This window comes from Endozoicomonas sp. 2B-B, from assembly GCF_053470045.1.
This window is the reverse complement of the sequence record NZ_JBLZMU010000001.1, coordinates 3709777-3724215: the sequence shown is the minus strand read 5'-3', so window position 1 is coordinate 3724215 and position 14439 is coordinate 3709777. Positions and strand designations below refer to the sequence as shown.

Genomic DNA, 14439 nt, shown 5'->3' with positions numbered 1-14439 from the left:
CAGTTTTGAGCAGTCAGGAACTTCTGCCTCTGAGCCAACAATCCTTTCAAGTCAGAGCAGTAAGTTGCCTCGTTCCATCCTCACTGGTGGTCTCCAGGATGCGGCCCATCACAGTAGAAGATTAATGATTCGATCGGCCCATCGTGGTCAATGGTGATTTGTTTTGACCATGATCCGTCGGCCAGCTCGCAATAGACTTTGGCCGTGTGATCGTCACTGGTGGTCACCACATGTTTGTCATCAGCGCTGAAGGTGGCTATTCCGATTTTGGCACTGTGGTAAATGGTGGCTTTTACTGCCCATGATCCGTCGTCAGTAAACCCAAAGATATTTGCTGTGTGATCGTCACTGGTGGTCAGCAGATGCCTGTCATCAGAGCTAAAGGTGACTGATCTGATGTTGTCATCATGGTAAATGCAGGCTTTTTCTATCCATGATCCATCTGCCTGCAGGTCAAAAATTTTTGCCGTGTAATCGTCACTGATGGTCACCAGATGCTTGTTATCATTGCTAAAGGTAGCTGATCTGATCTTGTCATCATGGCAAATGCAGGTTTTTTCTGTCCATGATCCATCTGCCTGCAGGTCAAAAATTTTTGCCGTGTAATCGTTACTGATGGTTACAAGATGGAGACCATTGAGGCTTAAGGTGGCTGAGCTGACAGGACTTGTAGTGGGGACGGTGGACTCTGCTAATGATCCATCGGCCTGCCGATTATAGATCTTCGCGCAGCCATCGGTACTGACGGCCACCGAACGGTGGAGACCAATGCTTCCTTCGCCTTGAGTATGGTAGCTTTGCTGTTGCAAACTCTCATAACGCTCCATACAAAATTGTCTCAGTTCAACTGCAGTAACAACCTTTCCGAAACCAACACCTGTTGATGCGCTCTGCGGCTGAGCAGGTTTTGTTGAGTGTAAGTCCGGAAGTCCGTTAGCACCGGGAGCGCTATTTAAGTTATTCATATCATGTTCCTTTTTATTAAGTTGGATTTATCCTTCATTGCACAGATATTGTATTGAAGGTCATCCAATATTGATTTCATCCATTTATTGGGAGTTCCTTTCAGGATAAAAGTTCATAACATGATGTTAAGTGCGACTAACAAATAACAGAATGTTAATTTAAAATAATCAATGGTAAGAAAGTTGAAGTGTGACATAAAGTCAGTGCTGATTGTAAATGGTCGGAGACTTATATTTTTGCATTCTGTAGCTCTAAAAAAATCTCGTATTCTGGTTTTATATTTAAGTGTCTTCTTGAAACTGAGAATAATCTGAAATATGGACGATCATCCGAGTTTCTTAAGGTTTCAAACAGCGTAGGTAAAATCTTCTGATTGAAAATAGCTTTAGAACAGGGTTCGTTCTTTCTTGTTTTAATTATTTTATTAAATGAATGTTTGGTGCTTTTTAGTTCTTTCCATATTTTTTTTATTTCATCTATTGTTTTGTTGGAAAAAAGTAATTTCAATTGGTTTTTGCTGTTTAGTAAAATTAGATCATTACCTTCTTTAAAGGTTTTTGTAGAGTCCTCTATGGTTGAAGAGTCACCAGTAAGCCAATGATTAAGAGTAAACATACCTGCCATCGACTGTAATATGTGAAAATTGTTGTTTTCTCTGAGAATTACGAAATCGTGACAATATGTTTTAATGTTTTCTTGTATGTAACTGATTTTATGGATGAATATGTAATCATTTTCTGGGTCGCTATTAATGTAAGTCTTATATAAATACTGTTCGTCAGATGAAAAAACAAAAGGGATTGAACAATTTCCTTTAGCGAGATTTTCTGCAAGGACTTCTGCTGTTATGTGGCATACATATTGATTCTTTAGTTTACTAGTACTCAACTCTAATGGAGATAAAGAAGCACAGCTTGGTTTTAAGGGTGACTTTTCAGACAGGCTTCGTTTATCTGCACCCAGTGTCTCATCAATAGAATTGGATGAAAATTTACTACCTACCTTAATCTCATCTTGAACTGAAACAATTCTGGAAAATGCACAGGAAACTTCTTCTAAAGTGTCCTTAACAAGCTGTGATTCTTCCTCTGGCATAGTTAAGTGTGCTGTGCCTGCTAACGGGGTAAAGTTGAGCAATGAAGGTTGACTCTTGTTATAGACAGTGACGTCTCTGCCCATACTGACACCCATTGGTGTCTTTGATTGAGATTGATGAGGTGTTGTCAGGGGGGAGCCAACAATTTTGGAGCTGTTATCTATTCCGTACATGGTTTCTTCCTACAAGTTAGCATTTGTCCCGGATTAGCAAGTCGATTAAAAATGGGTGCAGTAATTTAGAGTTGTCTAGTGGGATAAAAGTTCATAACATGTTGTTAAGTACAACTAACAAAGTTTTTTCAGAGCACAAAGAATGTCGTCACTGAGTGATAACAAGAAATTATTCTCTCGTAGTTCAGTGATTTTTACCGTGTTATTCCGACAGGCTGCTAGAGTGGCTGATAAGACTGAGTTTTTAAATGCCTTTTTAACGTGAAGAGTTTAAGGCCCTGGCATGAAAAGCGATATGATCGCTGATAAAACTGGCTATATAGAAATAGCTATGGTCATAGCCTTCATCCATAGATAGCTGGATGGGGTAATTCACCTTATCACACGCCGATTTGAAATGATTTGTCAGTAATTGCTGCTGCAAGAAATTGTCCGACAGACCCTGGTTAATCATAATAGGCAAAACACGATCGTATGCCTGATTCGCAATTAATACAGTGGCGTCGTAGGCAAGCCATGCGTCCTGGTTGTGCCCTAAATAATGAGTAAATGCCTTTTGTCCCCATGGGCACTGACTGGGGTTTACGATCGGCGCAAAAGCCGAAATTGACTCATAATGATTGGCATTGTTCAGACCAATCACCAAGGCGCCGTGGCCACCCATAGAATGCCCTGAGATTGATTTTTTACCAGTAACGGGAAAGTTAGCCTCGATCAGGGCTGGTAGTTCGTGCACCACATAATCGTACATCTGATAGTGCTCAGCCCATGGCTGCTCTGTTGCATTGACATAGAAACCGGCCCCTGAACCCAAATCCCAGGCGCCTTCGGAATCGTCTGCCACAGCCTCTCCACGAGGGCTGGTATCTGGACAAACAATAGCAACACCATGTTCTTGCGCAAACTGTTGGGCGCCCGCTTTTGTCACAAAGTTCTGATCCGTACAGGTAAGACCTGACAGCCAATACAGAACCGGAACCTTTTCGGATTCGGCTTTACTGGGTAAATAAATCGAGAACTGCATAGTGCAGCGGGTAGTGTCAGCTTCATGCTCATTTTGTAGTTGAACGCCACCAAAGCATTTAACACGAGATAATTCTTTCATAGCTGGTTTTGCCTGTTGATTCACTTAAAAAGTTACCTGGCAAGTGAGTAGAATTCACGAGCCTCATTCACTCATTGGTCAATATTCGATGACAGTGCGAATCGATTTACCTTCATGCATCAGCTCAAAGGCTATATTAATGTCTTCTAACGGCATTGTATGGGTGACCATTTCGTCGACTTTAATTTCACCCGCCATATATTTTTCAACATACTCTGGCAGTTGCGTCCGCCCTTTAACCCCGCCAAAGGCGCTGCCGCGCCAGACACGGCCTGTGACTAATTGAAAGGGACGGGTACTGATTTCCTGACCAGCGCCAGCGACACCAATAATCGTCGACTCACCCCAACCTTTATGACAGCACTCCAGGGCGCTTCTCATGGTTTCAGTTCGACCGATGCACTCGAAGGAGTAATCTACTCCGCCGTCGGTGAGTTCCACAATCACATCCTGAATCGGTTTATCGTAATCTTTTGGGTTGATGCAATCGGTGGCGCCAAGGTCTTTGGCCATTTGAAATTTATCGGGATTAATATCCACCACTAAAATGCGTGCGGCTTTGGCCATCACAGCGCCTTGAACTGCCGACAGGCCAACACCGCCCAAACCAAATATAGCCACCGTAGCTCCCTCTTCCACCTTAGCTGTATTCAGTACAGCACCAATACCGGTAGACACTCCACAAGCTAACAAACAGACTTTATCCAATGGTGCGGCCTGATTGATTTTTGCCACGGCAATTTCAGGTAATACCGTATGCTCTGCAAAGGTTGATGTACCCATAAAGTGATAAATGGGCTGCCCATCTTTTGAAAAACGCGAGGTTCCATCCGGCATCAGGCCTTTGCCCTGAGTTTCACGAATGGCCTGACAGAGATTGGTTTTACCAGAGGTACAAAATTTACATTCGCCGCATTCCGGAGTGTATAGCGGGATAACGTGATCACCCACCGCGACGGATGTAACTCCTTCTCCTACGGCTTCTACAACACCTGCACCCTCATGACCCAATATACAGGGAAAGATACCCTCAGGGTCCTCGCCACTCAGGGTAAAGGCATCGGTGTGACATACGCCGGATGCTGTTAATTTTACCAGGACTTCGCCAGCCTGGGGTTCTTGAAGGTCAACTTCCTCAATAATGAGAGGCTTGCCTGGCCCCCAGGCGACAGCTGCACGTGTTTTCATGGTTATACCCTTTTAAGTTGGACAATAGGAACTACCTGGCTTTTCTCAAACTGCTGCCGAGCTCAGCAAAATTGTAATGAGAATGAATCCTGAAATGAAGGTTTTTCCTTTTTTTCTTGTAGAGTGAGGGGCCCACTCTCACTGGTTTGGTGTATTCAGTCAGAATTACTTCGGGAACACGACTTATATTCGGAAATCGTATACTTCGAAAAACATCTCATATTTTGGATCAATGCCTAAGTATCTTCTTGAAGCTGAGAATATTCTAAAGTAAGGACGATCATCCGAATTGCCTAAGGTTGAAAATAATGTAGGCAAAATCTTCTGGTTAAAAATAGCTTTAGAGCAGGACTTGTTTTTTCTTGTTTTTATTATTTTATTAAATGATGGTTCGATTTTATTTAAATCTTCTGTCATTTCTTTTATTTCATCTTCCCTTTCTTTAGAAAAAAGTGATGGCAAATTATTCTCCTGATAAAACAAAATCATATCATTGGTTTTTTTTAAGCTTTTTTTATTTTTGACTATTGTTGAAGAGTCACCATTCAGCCATTGATCAAGACTAAACGCGTCTACCATTGACTGTAAGATATGGAATCTGTTGTTTTTCCTCAGAATAACAAATTCATGAGAATATACTTTCACATTATCGTATATGTAACTGATTCTGTGTGAAAAAGCATAATTATTTTCTGGATTGCTATTGATGTATTCCTTGTATAATTGTTGTTCGCCAAACATGAAGGTATGAGTTACTGAATACTTTTCTTTAGAGAGATGTTTTTCAAGAACTGATACCGTTGTGTGGCATATATTTTTATCTTTTAGTTCATTAATACTCAACTCTAATGGAGATAAGGTGGCAGCTCTTGCTTCTGCCTGAGGTTTTTCAGACAAACATTGTGTGTCTGCAGTCGATGTTTCAGAAGTAGCATGAGATAACAATCTACAGTCTTCCTTTACCTCATTATGAAGTGAGACACATCTTGAAAAGACAGAGGTAGCTTCATTTAAAGCTTCCTTAACAAGCTGTGATTTTTTCTCCGGCGCAATTGATTGGGCTGCACCTTCTGAGGGAGGAATATTGACTGACAAAGGTTCACTCTTGTTATGTACACTGATGTCTCTACCCATACTGACAACAGTTGGTGTTTCTGATGGCGGTTGATTAGATGTTAATGGGGTGGAGCTGTCAATACTGGATTTGTTATTTATTCCGTTCATGCTTTCATCTCTTTAAGTAAGTATTTAAGTACCTAACCAGTTGGTTTCGCATATTCTGGACGGCGGCTTTTTCCATCATTCTGCGTTCCAACTCTGGTTGCGTAGCTATGGCTACGCGCCCGTCGTTGCGCCTTGAAGGATGACAAAATCCACTCGCCAGAATATGCGAAACCAACTGGTCACGTACTTATCCTCGATTAGGGGCTAAATCCTTTCCACCTGTCACAGCTAAATCGGCATAGAGAGGCAACTAAAAGGATCAGTAATTTACTCTAAACGGTATTTGTTTTGAATAATATTCAGGCGCTAATCTAACGATCCTTATTGATTCTGAAGGGTATGTCTCCAGAGCAGCAGGTAAAGATTGGAAAAATATATCAATCGGACCATGCTTGCTTATACATCTTCCACCTCCGATATAAAACAGACTATGAATCAATTTTTCATTTGAAAATAATTGCAGAATATCTCCGATGCATAGTTTTTTTTTGTCATCTGTATGAATGGAAGCAAAAGGAAGTTTTTCATACCACCCATTGAATTTTATATCCTTTTGTTTATCCATACCAAATGCTAAATAATTTACAAGCTGATGACAGACACCGTGAGAATCAATTTCTTTATTTTCAAGAGGAAAAACCGTTTTGCAAACATTCTCAAAGCCCTTTGTAAAGAGACAGGACAGCCTGCTTTTTATTTGATTCAAATAACATGAATCAATATTTGCTTCCTCAGTTAAAGGCAAAGAAACCAAACATTCTTCCTTTAAAATAGGGGTATTAGCTGGCACTTTATAATGTTTGACTCCATTCAAAGTAAAAGGTAAAAGTTTAAGCTTCCAATACACAAGAGTTTCTTCAGCGTAGAGTTCTGGACTGTCAATTTGTTCAAAAAAGGTTGTTCCATCGCATTTTCGGTAAGCATATAATATTTCCGTGTGGTGCTCTTCATCAAGGAGCAAAAGTTTATTGGTGGAGTCAATCTTTCTTTCTGATAATGATTTCCCTTCAACCTGCGATGGCTGGCTTTGATCAGCTTTTAAGTGATGAGTTGCTAATTCTTTTGGTGCTGACTCTTTAGTGCCTGGAATGCTTATTTGCGCTAAAGCAGGGATAAGTTGTAAGTTTGTTTCTGTCACTGGGTTCATTGTCATACACTCCGTGATATTTTTGTAAGTTCCCGATCAGCTGGCTTCGCCTTCCTGGAAGGCGGCTTTTTCAACCTACTGCATTTCAGGCTTGGTTGTATTGACAGATAAAACGAACAGTAATTCATTATTTTGTTAATTAATACTAACCATAAAGTAAGCCAGAATAACAAAGAGCGGGCATAGAAAGGATAACAGTTGCGCCGTTACTGATGACTCAGAGCATAAGCAATCTGTTTGCCATATAATGGGCACAATTACGATCGCAATGGATTACTCACGGTATGTTTGAAACCATAGATGCTCTCAAAGCCCAATTGGGCCCTCAGGCCCCTGCCAAAAAACAGTGTCCAGTCGCTCCATGAGGCAATGGTGCTTGAGTGGACTTATCATTCCAATGCGATAGAGGGTAATACTCTGACACTCAAGGAAACCAAGGTGGTTCTTGAGGGTATTACTGTTGGCGGCAAGTCAATCAGGGAGCATTTTGAAGCCATTAATCACCGGGAGGCCATTGAGTGGGTAGAGTCTGTAATCGCAAGAGATGAGCCATTCAGTGAACGACTGATTAAGTCTATTCATCAGTTGCTATTAAAAAATATTGATAACACTAATGCGGGTTGCTATCGACAGGAAAATGTAATGATTGCAGGTGCTCAACACATACCTCCTGAACACCTGCACTTGCAGTCGTTAATGACGGAACTGGTGGATGGCTATCAAAATCAGGATTATTACCCTGTTGAGAGGGCAGCGAGACTGCATGTTGATTTTGTAGGAATTCATCCTTTTGTCGATGGCAATGGCCGTACAGCCCGCTTGCTGATGAACTTTGACTTGATGAGCAGTGGTTACTTACCCGTCATTATCAGAGCGGAGAACCGTCTTGCTTATTATGAAGCTTTGGATAAAGCTCATACCAGCCAGTGCTATGAAGACTTCATAGCAATGGTCGTTGAAGCAGAGGAGGACGCTTTTAACCGTTATCTGAGCATTGTTAGTTGAAATTGCCACAGCCAAAGCTCCCGGACATAAATGATGGAGCATAACCATAAAACCAGGCTCCATCATTCTTCTGAAACACCCGGAAATCTGAATCCCTTCAGTCTTCGTAGTTCTGGAATACCAGACAAGCGTTGGTGCCACCAAAACCGAAGCTGTTAGACATGATGCGGTTCAGTTTCTGCTCGCGAGCTTTACCGACCAGAATGGGCAGATCTCTGGCTTCCTCGTCCAGGGTCTCTATGTTGGCTGAAGCCGCGATGAAGTTGTGTTTCATCATCAGCAGACAATAGATCGCTTCCTGCACACCAGCCGCTCCCAGAGAGTGACCAGAGAGGGACTTGGTGGAGCTGATGGCAGGCATTGTGTCACCAAAGACTTCTTTCAGTGCTTTCAGTTCTGCTACATCACCAACGGGAGTAGATGTACCGTGGGTATTGATGTAATCGACAGGACCGGCAACCGTTTCCAGAGCCAGACGCATGCAACGGGAAGCCCCTTCACCGGAAGGAGCAACCATGTCATAACCGTCAGAAGTAGCACCGTAACCCACGACTTCTGCATAAATTTTGGCACCACGGGCTTTGGCGTGCTCCAGTTCTTCCAGAACCACCATGCCACCACCGCCGGCAATGACAAATCCGTCCCGGTCAGCATCGTAAGCTCGGGAAGCTTTGTCCGGGCTGTCGTTGTACTTGCAACTCAGTGCGCCCATAGCGTCGAACAGGCCGGTCTGTGACCAGTGCTCCTCTTCACCACCGCCAGCAAAGACAACATTCTGTTTGCCCAGCTGGATCTGTTCAACCGCACTACCGATGCAGTGAGCACTGGTAGCACAGGCAGAAGTAATGGAGTAATTGACGCCTTTGATCTTGAATGGGGTCGCCAGACAGGCAGATACTGTGCTGCCCATCGTTCGGGTGACACGGTAAGGGCCTACACGCTTGACACCTTTTTCACGCATGATGTCAGCGGCCTCGACAATGTTTTCGGATGAGGCGCCACCGGACGCAGCAATCAGGCCAGTTCTTGGGTTGGAAACCTGTTCTTCTGACAGGCCAGAATCTTCAATGGCCTGCTTCATGGCGATGTAGGCGTAAGAAGCCGCCATACCCATAAAACGCTGGGTTTTACGATCAATATGCTCGCTAAGGTCAATGTTGACAGTGCCCGAAACCTGGCTGCGAAAGCCTTTTTCAGCGTAGCTTTCGTTAAAGCTGATACCGGATTTTCCCTGTTTGAGACTGTCGACCACGTCACTCTGGGTGTTTCCCAGGCAGGAGGTAATGCCGATCCCTGTAACTACAACACGTTTCATTAATCTAAACCTGAATTATCCGAATGAATCAGAATGCGTCGGTGCTCTGGAAAAGGCCTACCCGGAGCCCATCGGCAGTATAAATCTCACGTCCATCGACACTGACAGTTCCATCAGCAATACCCAGCGCCAGTTTGCGACTGATGATACGCTTGATATTGATCTGGTAGGTCACTTTCTTATTAGTTGGCAGAATCTGGCCGGTGAATTTGACTTCACCGCTGCCCAGCGCCCTGCCACGACCGGGATTACCCATCCAGCCCAGATAAAAACCGACCAGCTGCCACATAGCGTCCAGACCCAGGCAACCAGGCATAACCGGGTCGCCCGGAAAGTGACAGTCGAAGAACCAAAGGTCTGGAGTGATATCCAGCTCGGCAACGATTTCGCCCTTACCGTATTTACCGCCTTCTTCAGAGATCCGAACGATACGGTCCAGCATCAGCATGTTGGGTGCTGGCAGTTGGGCATTGCCTGGCCCGAAAAGCTCACCCTGTGAACAGCGGAGCAGGTCGTCTTTATCGAAGGATTGTTGCTTCATTCGTTCATTATTCCTGGAAAATGACATGGTCGCCCGATAAGGCAGGGGTGACACGGGTACATCGACTCCCTTTCTGGCTGATCACTGATCACGGGAATTCATTACTATCGTTCCGGCGTGCACTATACCACCGGTCTCAGACTGTCATCATCGAATTCTGTTGAAATTAACAAAAAAACAACAGATGTGGCAGCTCTCGTGACATTTAATCAAGATCTGACCTTAATGGTCAGGGTTTTTTGTGCCTTGAAAAACGCAATACCGACTTATGCACTAACTTATGTACTTAGCCCATGCAATAAACGTTTCAGGTATTGTATTATTTGTTCGAATCATTTTTCCCCGGCTTGAGGCTGAAAAGATGATTCTTGACTCATGGCCTGCCCAATAGGCTGATTAGCACCAGATCAAGAGAAACAAAGCCGAAATTATAATGATGACGCCGAATAACGATAGCAAGCAGTATACCATAGCCATCCTGGGTGGAGGCAGCTTTGGTACGGCACTGTCTGATATATCAGCTCACAACGGCCATCAGGTTAAACTCTGGATGCGCAGTGATGAGCAGGTAAAGGGGATTAACCGGGATCATATTAATCATCGCTATCTGCCGGATTTTACCATTCATCCTTCGGTTCAGGCTTGTACTGATATCAAGGCCGCAGTCTCATCTGCAGATCTTGTCCTGATTGCCATTCCCAGCAAATCCTTCCGTTCAGTGGTTCAGATGGCGGGCGATGCACTGGAAGGCAAAATGGTAATAAGTACCACCAAGGGGATCGAACCGGTCACCTTTGACCTGATGAGTGAAATTCTGAATGAGGAACTTGACTCAGCCAGAGTGGGTGTTCTCAGTGGCCCCAACCTGGCCAGGGAAATTATCGCCAAAGCAGTGACGGCGACCGTGATTGCCAGTGAAGATAACGAGTTGTGTGAGATAGTACAAAAGGTGCTGCATTCGGATTACTTCAGAGTCTATTCCAATCGGGATGTCTATGGCGTTGAACTGGCCGGTGCCCTGAAAAATATTTATGCCATTGTCTCGGGTATCGGGGCGGCCATGGGTATGGGTGAAAATACCAAGAGTATGCTTATAACCCGCAGTCTGGCAGAAATGAGTCGTTTTGCTGTCAAGCTTGGTGCGGACCCCATGACTTTTCTCGGACTGTCCGGGGTAGGGGATCTGGTCGCCACCTGTACTTCCAGTCTCAGCCGTAACTTCAGGGTTGGTTATGCTCTGGGTCAGGGAAAAACCCTGGAAGAAGCTGAAGCCGAACTGGGTCAGGTCGCAGAGGGGGTTAATACCTTACAGCAGGTCAGGCAAAAAGCGGTTGAGCTGGAAGTCTATATGCCGATTGTTGAAGCATTGCATATGGTCATCTTCAAAGAGTTTGATGTCAATCAGCTGGTGCGCGGTATGATGCTTCGAGAACAGAAAACTGATGTCGAATTTATGGTCAGATGAAGGGCTGGAGGGCTTTCCTTCCTTAATATTGTCAATTAATGACGCATATCCATTAACAAAAACGGCGAGGGTTTTTTTATGGATGAGAAAGTGTTAGATAATCTGAAATCAGAGTCCCGATGGCTCAGGCTGTTGTTCATGGTGTTGTTTTACATGCTGGCCCATATTGTCGGATTGCTGATTCTATTGATTGCCATTATTCAGGTGGTTCACGGGTTTATTAAATCTGAACCGAATTCACGGTTGCTGGATTTCTCAGCCGGGCTGAATCAATATTTTTATCAGATTATCCAGTTTGTTACTTATAATGCCGACACCAAGCCTTACCCATTCAGTGACTGGCCCGGAGAGAAAGAGCCTGTCAGTGATGAGAAAGATGCCTGAATTCGTGTTGAGATGTTGTCGAATGAGCCAGAAATCCGGACTTTCACAGGGTGTCAGGATGTAGCTGTTTTTGTATCCAAAATTGTATATATTCAGTCGTATATCAGCTCATTTAAACAAACAGGTATCTAATCATGAAACTGATCATAATGCGTCATGGGCAAGCCAGTTGGTCAGCGCCAAATGATCAGGAAAGACCTTTAACGGGCATGGGTCAGCAAGAAGTGCTCAGCACAGCGTCGAAGCTGACCCATCTTGGCATTAACAGGATACTGGCCAGTCCTTATCTCAGGGCTCAGCAGTCCGGCAGGATTCTGGCAGAAACGCTGGGCTGCTCCCTGGAAACAATGGATTGCATTACTCCAGACGACGATCCGCTGGCTGTTATCTCGGAACTGCCTGCTCAGGGAAATATCGTTCTTGCCAGTCATATGCCTCTTGTCGGCGCTTTAACCGGACTGCTCTGCGAAGGATCAATTCATCAGGGACCCGGCTTTATGACTGGCAATGCAGCTGTACTGGAAATGGAGCTTCCCGGTCCGGGATTGGCAACATTGGTTGAGATGGTCGTGCCCTGAAAACATTCCATTCTTCGCCACTTTGGCTAATCTTTCTCCAGGCCGCTTTGGTTAAACCGCTTTGTTCGAAACAATGGCAAAGAACAGCCGACCGCAAAACAAATATAGCCTTATCGTGAACTGTGGATTTTTGCCTGGATTTTTTGGCTCGAAACACTTAAGCAGGTATGCTTGGCGGCACTTTTAATCCTGTGTTATCGCAGTTGCAGGACGTTGAAAAGGACAGGTTAACTCGAGAATGCCATTACTAAGATTTGACAATATAAACCTTGCCTATGGCGATCATCCCCTGATGGATGGCGCTGAGTTTCAGATACGTAAAGGTGAACGGGTCTGTTTGCTGGGACGTAATGGTGCTGGCAAGTCCACCATGATGAAATTGGTATCCGGCAAAATCGATGCAGATGATGGCAGCATCTGGCGAAAGCCGGGTATGCGTATTGGCGTTCTGAACCAGGATCTTCCTGAGCAGGATGAGAAAAAAGTTTACGATGTCGTAGCTTCCGGCCTTGAACAAGTGGGCGATTGGATCAGTCAGTTTCACGAATTGTCCCAGAATATTCAGTCGGATGAAGATATAAAAGCTCTGGAAAAAGTTCAGCAAAAGCTGGAAGCTGCTGATGGCTGGAGTCTTCAGCAGAAGGTAGATACAGTGATTCAGAAACTGGGTCTGCCGGAAGAGAAGAAAATGAAGGAGCTCTCCGGTGGCTGGCGCAGAAGGGTAGAGTTGGCAAGGGCACTGGTGTGTGAACCTGATCTGTTATTGCTGGACGAACCCACTAACCATCTTGATGTTGTTGCCATTGACTGGCTTGAGAAGCAGCTGCTTGATTTTCAGGGCGCTCTTCTGTTTATCACCCACGATCGTTCATTCCTGCAGTCTCTCGCTACCCGGATTGTCGAGCTCGATCGGGGTATCCTGACCAGTTGGGACTGTGATTATAAAACTTACCTGGACAGAAAAGCCCATGCACTGGAAGTGGAAGCGGAACAGAATGCGCTTTTCGATAAAAAGCTGGCTCAGGAAGAAGCCTGGATTCGCCAGGGTATCAAAGCACGAAGAACCCGTAATGAAGGCCGTGTCAGAGCGTTGAAAGTGCTTCGAAATGAAAGAATGGAGCGCCGGGTAGTTCAGGGTAAGGCAAGCTTCTCTCTGGAGCAGGGCGGTAGTTCCGGTAAGCTGGTGATGGAAGCCAGGGGTATTTCAAAGTCCTGGGAAGGTCGGCACATTATTAAAGATTTTGATCTCAGGGTGATCCGGGGCGACAAGATCGGATTGATTGGCGCCAACGGTGCTGGCAAATCAACATTATTAAGTATTTTGCTGGGGCAACTTCAACCTGAATCCGGTTCTATCAAGGAAGGCACCAAGCTGGAAGTAGCCTACTTTGATCAGTTGAGAAATCAACTGGATCTTGAAAAAACGGTCATAGATAACGTAGCTGAAGGCCGTGAGAGCATCATGATTAACGGAGCCAGTCGGCACGTGATCAGCTATCTCGGAGATTTCCTGTTCCCCGCTAACCGTTGTCGTGTTCCTGTAAAGGCTTTGTCTGGCGGAGAGCGAAATCGTTTGCTGCTGGCAAGGCTGTTCAGTAAGCCCGCTAACCTGCTGGTCATGGATGAGCCAACCAACGATCTGGACGTCGAAACGCTTGAGCTCCTTGAGTCATTACTGGTGGACTTTGAGGGTACGGTGCTGCTGGTCAGCCATGATCGTGAATTTCTCGATAATGTGGTTTCCAGTACCCTCGTATTCCAGCCTGACGGCAGGATTAAAGAGTATGTGGGTGGTTTTGAAGATTGGCTCAGACAGGGAGGCGAGGTCAGTCAACTGGTTGCGCAAGCGCAAACCAGCAAGCCAGAAAAGAAGGCTGAACCTGAACCCGGCATTCAATCCCGGTCGGAACCGAAAAAGAAAAAACTCAGTTACAAGCTTCAGCGTGAACTGGATGCTTTGCCGGGAGAGCTTGAAACGTTAGAAGAAGAGTTGATTCAGCTGGAAGAAACTGTCGCCGATCCTGTCTTTTATCAGAGTGATCAGGAAATTGTTCAAACCACTCTCGCACGTTTGGAAGCCGTCAATCAAAATATTGAAGAGAAGATGCAGCGTTGGGAAGAACTCGAAAATATGAGTTGAAAACCTTCGGTATTAAGTGGGGAGTTAGCAGTCGTTAATGTGCAGTCCTATATCTGCTAGCATTTCACTCACAGCTTCTGTTCTTATTTATGTGGCCGGTGCAGAACATCGG

The 14439-nt window shown here is 44.8% G+C and carries 13 protein-coding genes; 5 read left to right on the top strand and 8 right to left on the bottom strand.

Annotation, left to right across the window (positions count from 1 at the left end):
• Positions 1–80: 80 nt before the first annotated feature.
• From ACOMHB_RS14155 to ACOMHB_RS14130, 6 genes are all read right to left on the bottom strand, one after another.
• On the bottom strand, positions 81–965 hold the full coding sequence (locus tag ACOMHB_RS14155) for a WD40 repeat domain-containing protein (protein WP_448217096.1): 885 nt from the start codon (positions 963–965) through the stop codon (positions 81–83).
• 229 nt (positions 966–1194) lie between these two features.
• Positions 1195–2235 carry a hypothetical protein gene (locus ACOMHB_RS14150; RefSeq protein ID WP_448217095.1) on the bottom strand — a complete coding sequence of 347 codons (1041 nt, stop codon included), beginning with the start codon at positions 2233–2235 and terminating at the stop codon, positions 1195–1197.
• 256 nt (positions 2236–2491) lie between these two features.
• Complete coding sequence (gene fghA / locus ACOMHB_RS14145; protein ID WP_448218642.1) at positions 2492–3340, bottom strand: S-formylglutathione hydrolase; 849 nt, start codon at positions 3338–3340, stop codon at positions 2492–2494.
• Between the two features lie 78 nt (positions 3341–3418).
• Positions 3419–4528: an S-(hydroxymethyl)glutathione dehydrogenase/class III alcohol dehydrogenase gene (locus tag ACOMHB_RS14140; protein ID WP_448217094.1), complete on the bottom strand. Its 1110-nt coding sequence runs from the start codon at positions 4526–4528 to the stop codon at positions 3419–3421.
• A 183-nt stretch (positions 4529–4711) separates the two neighbouring features.
• Positions 4712–5752: a hypothetical protein gene (locus ACOMHB_RS14135; RefSeq protein WP_448217093.1), complete on the bottom strand. Its 1041-nt coding sequence runs from the start codon at positions 5750–5752 to the stop codon at positions 4712–4714.
• 259 nt (positions 5753–6011) lie between these two features.
• Entirely contained in the window at positions 6012–6899 is an 888-nt protein-coding gene (locus ACOMHB_RS14130; RefSeq protein WP_448217092.1) for a hypothetical protein, read from the bottom strand.
• A gap of 300 nt (positions 6900–7199) precedes the next feature.
• Here ACOMHB_RS14130 and ACOMHB_RS14125 point away from each other — a divergent pair, with 300 nt between their 5' ends.
• The gene (locus ACOMHB_RS14125) at positions 7200–7904 is read left to right on the top strand and encodes a Fic family protein (RefSeq protein WP_448217091.1); all 705 of its coding nucleotides are present in this window, start codon (positions 7200–7202) and stop codon (positions 7902–7904) included.
• Positions 7905–8001: 97 nt separating this feature from the next.
• Here ACOMHB_RS14125 and fabB read toward each other — a convergent pair whose 3' ends face one another.
• Together fabB and fabA are read right to left on the bottom strand one after the other, a co-directional pair.
• Positions 8002–9219 (bottom strand): beta-ketoacyl-ACP synthase I, encoded by a 1218-nt coding sequence (gene fabB, locus ACOMHB_RS14120; RefSeq protein WP_448217090.1) that lies wholly within the window; start codon positions 9217–9219, stop codon positions 8002–8004.
• A gap of 28 nt (positions 9220–9247) precedes the next feature.
• On the bottom strand, positions 9248–9760 hold the full coding sequence (gene fabA / locus ACOMHB_RS14115; RefSeq protein WP_317146541.1) for a 3-hydroxyacyl-[acyl-carrier-protein] dehydratase FabA: 513 nt from the start codon (positions 9758–9760) through the stop codon (positions 9248–9250).
• Between the two features lie 433 nt (positions 9761–10193).
• Between fabA and ACOMHB_RS14110 the strand changes: the two genes are divergently transcribed.
• The 4 genes from ACOMHB_RS14110 to uup all read left to right on the top strand — a co-directional run bounded on the left by ACOMHB_RS14110 (position 10194) and on the right by uup (position 14327).
• Complete coding sequence (locus ACOMHB_RS14110; RefSeq protein WP_422133792.1) at positions 10194–11225, top strand: NAD(P)H-dependent glycerol-3-phosphate dehydrogenase; 1032 nt, start codon at positions 10194–10196, stop codon at positions 11223–11225.
• A gap of 78 nt (positions 11226–11303) precedes the next feature.
• On the top strand, positions 11304–11609 hold the full coding sequence (locus ACOMHB_RS14105) for a DUF4389 domain-containing protein (RefSeq protein WP_448217089.1): 306 nt from the start codon (positions 11304–11306) through the stop codon (positions 11607–11609).
• Positions 11610–11743: 134 nt separating this feature from the next.
• The gene (gene sixA, locus ACOMHB_RS14100) at positions 11744–12187 is read left to right on the top strand and encodes a phosphohistidine phosphatase SixA (RefSeq protein WP_448217088.1); all 444 of its coding nucleotides are present in this window, start codon (positions 11744–11746) and stop codon (positions 12185–12187) included.
• Positions 12188–12425: 238 nt separating this feature from the next.
• Positions 12426–14327, top strand: coding sequence for an ATP-binding cassette ATPase Uup (uup, locus tag ACOMHB_RS14095; RefSeq protein WP_448217087.1), 1902 nt, complete (start codon positions 12426–12428; stop codon positions 14325–14327).
• Positions 14328–14439 lie beyond the last annotated feature (112 nt).

What these genes read in the sequence shown, in the direction of transcription:
- ACOMHB_RS14155 (WP_448217096.1), bottom strand. Translation starts at nt 965, where the DNA reads ATGAATAACTTAAATAGCGCTCCCGGTGCTAACGGACTTCCGGACTTA.
- ACOMHB_RS14150 (WP_448217095.1), bottom strand. Translation starts at nt 2,235, where the DNA reads ATGTACGGAATAGATAACAGCTCCAAAATTGTTGGCTCCCCCCTGACA.
- fghA (WP_448218642.1), bottom strand. Translation starts at nt 3,340, where the DNA reads ATGAAAGAATTATCTCGTGTTAAATGCTTTGGTGGCGTTCAACTACAA.
- ACOMHB_RS14140 (WP_448217094.1), bottom strand. Translation starts at nt 4,528, where the DNA reads ATGAAAACACGTGCAGCTGTCGCCTGGGGGCCAGGCAAGCCTCTCATT.
- ACOMHB_RS14135 (WP_448217093.1), bottom strand. Translation starts at nt 5,752, where the DNA reads ATGAACGGAATAAATAACAAATCCAGTATTGACAGCTCCACCCCATTA.
- ACOMHB_RS14130 (WP_448217092.1), bottom strand. Translation starts at nt 6,899, where the DNA reads ATGAACCCAGTGACAGAAACAAACTTACAACTTATCCCTGCTTTAGCG.
- ACOMHB_RS14125 (WP_448217091.1), top strand. Translation starts at nt 7,200, where the DNA reads ATGCTCTCAAAGCCCAATTGGGCCCTCAGGCCCCTGCCAAAAAACAGT.
- fabB (WP_448217090.1), bottom strand. Translation starts at nt 9,219, where the DNA reads ATGAAACGTGTTGTAGTTACAGGGATCGGCATTACCTCCTGCCTGGGA.
- fabA (WP_317146541.1), bottom strand. Translation starts at nt 9,760, where the DNA reads ATGAAGCAACAATCCTTCGATAAAGACGACCTGCTCCGCTGTTCACAG.
- ACOMHB_RS14110 (WP_422133792.1), top strand. Translation starts at nt 10,194, where the DNA reads ATGATGACGCCGAATAACGATAGCAAGCAGTATACCATAGCCATCCTG.
- ACOMHB_RS14105 (WP_448217089.1), top strand. Translation starts at nt 11,304, where the DNA reads ATGGATGAGAAAGTGTTAGATAATCTGAAATCAGAGTCCCGATGGCTC.
- sixA (WP_448217088.1), top strand. Translation starts at nt 11,744, where the DNA reads ATGAAACTGATCATAATGCGTCATGGGCAAGCCAGTTGGTCAGCGCCA.
- uup (WP_448217087.1), top strand. Translation starts at nt 12,426, where the DNA reads ATGCCATTACTAAGATTTGACAATATAAACCTTGCCTATGGCGATCAT.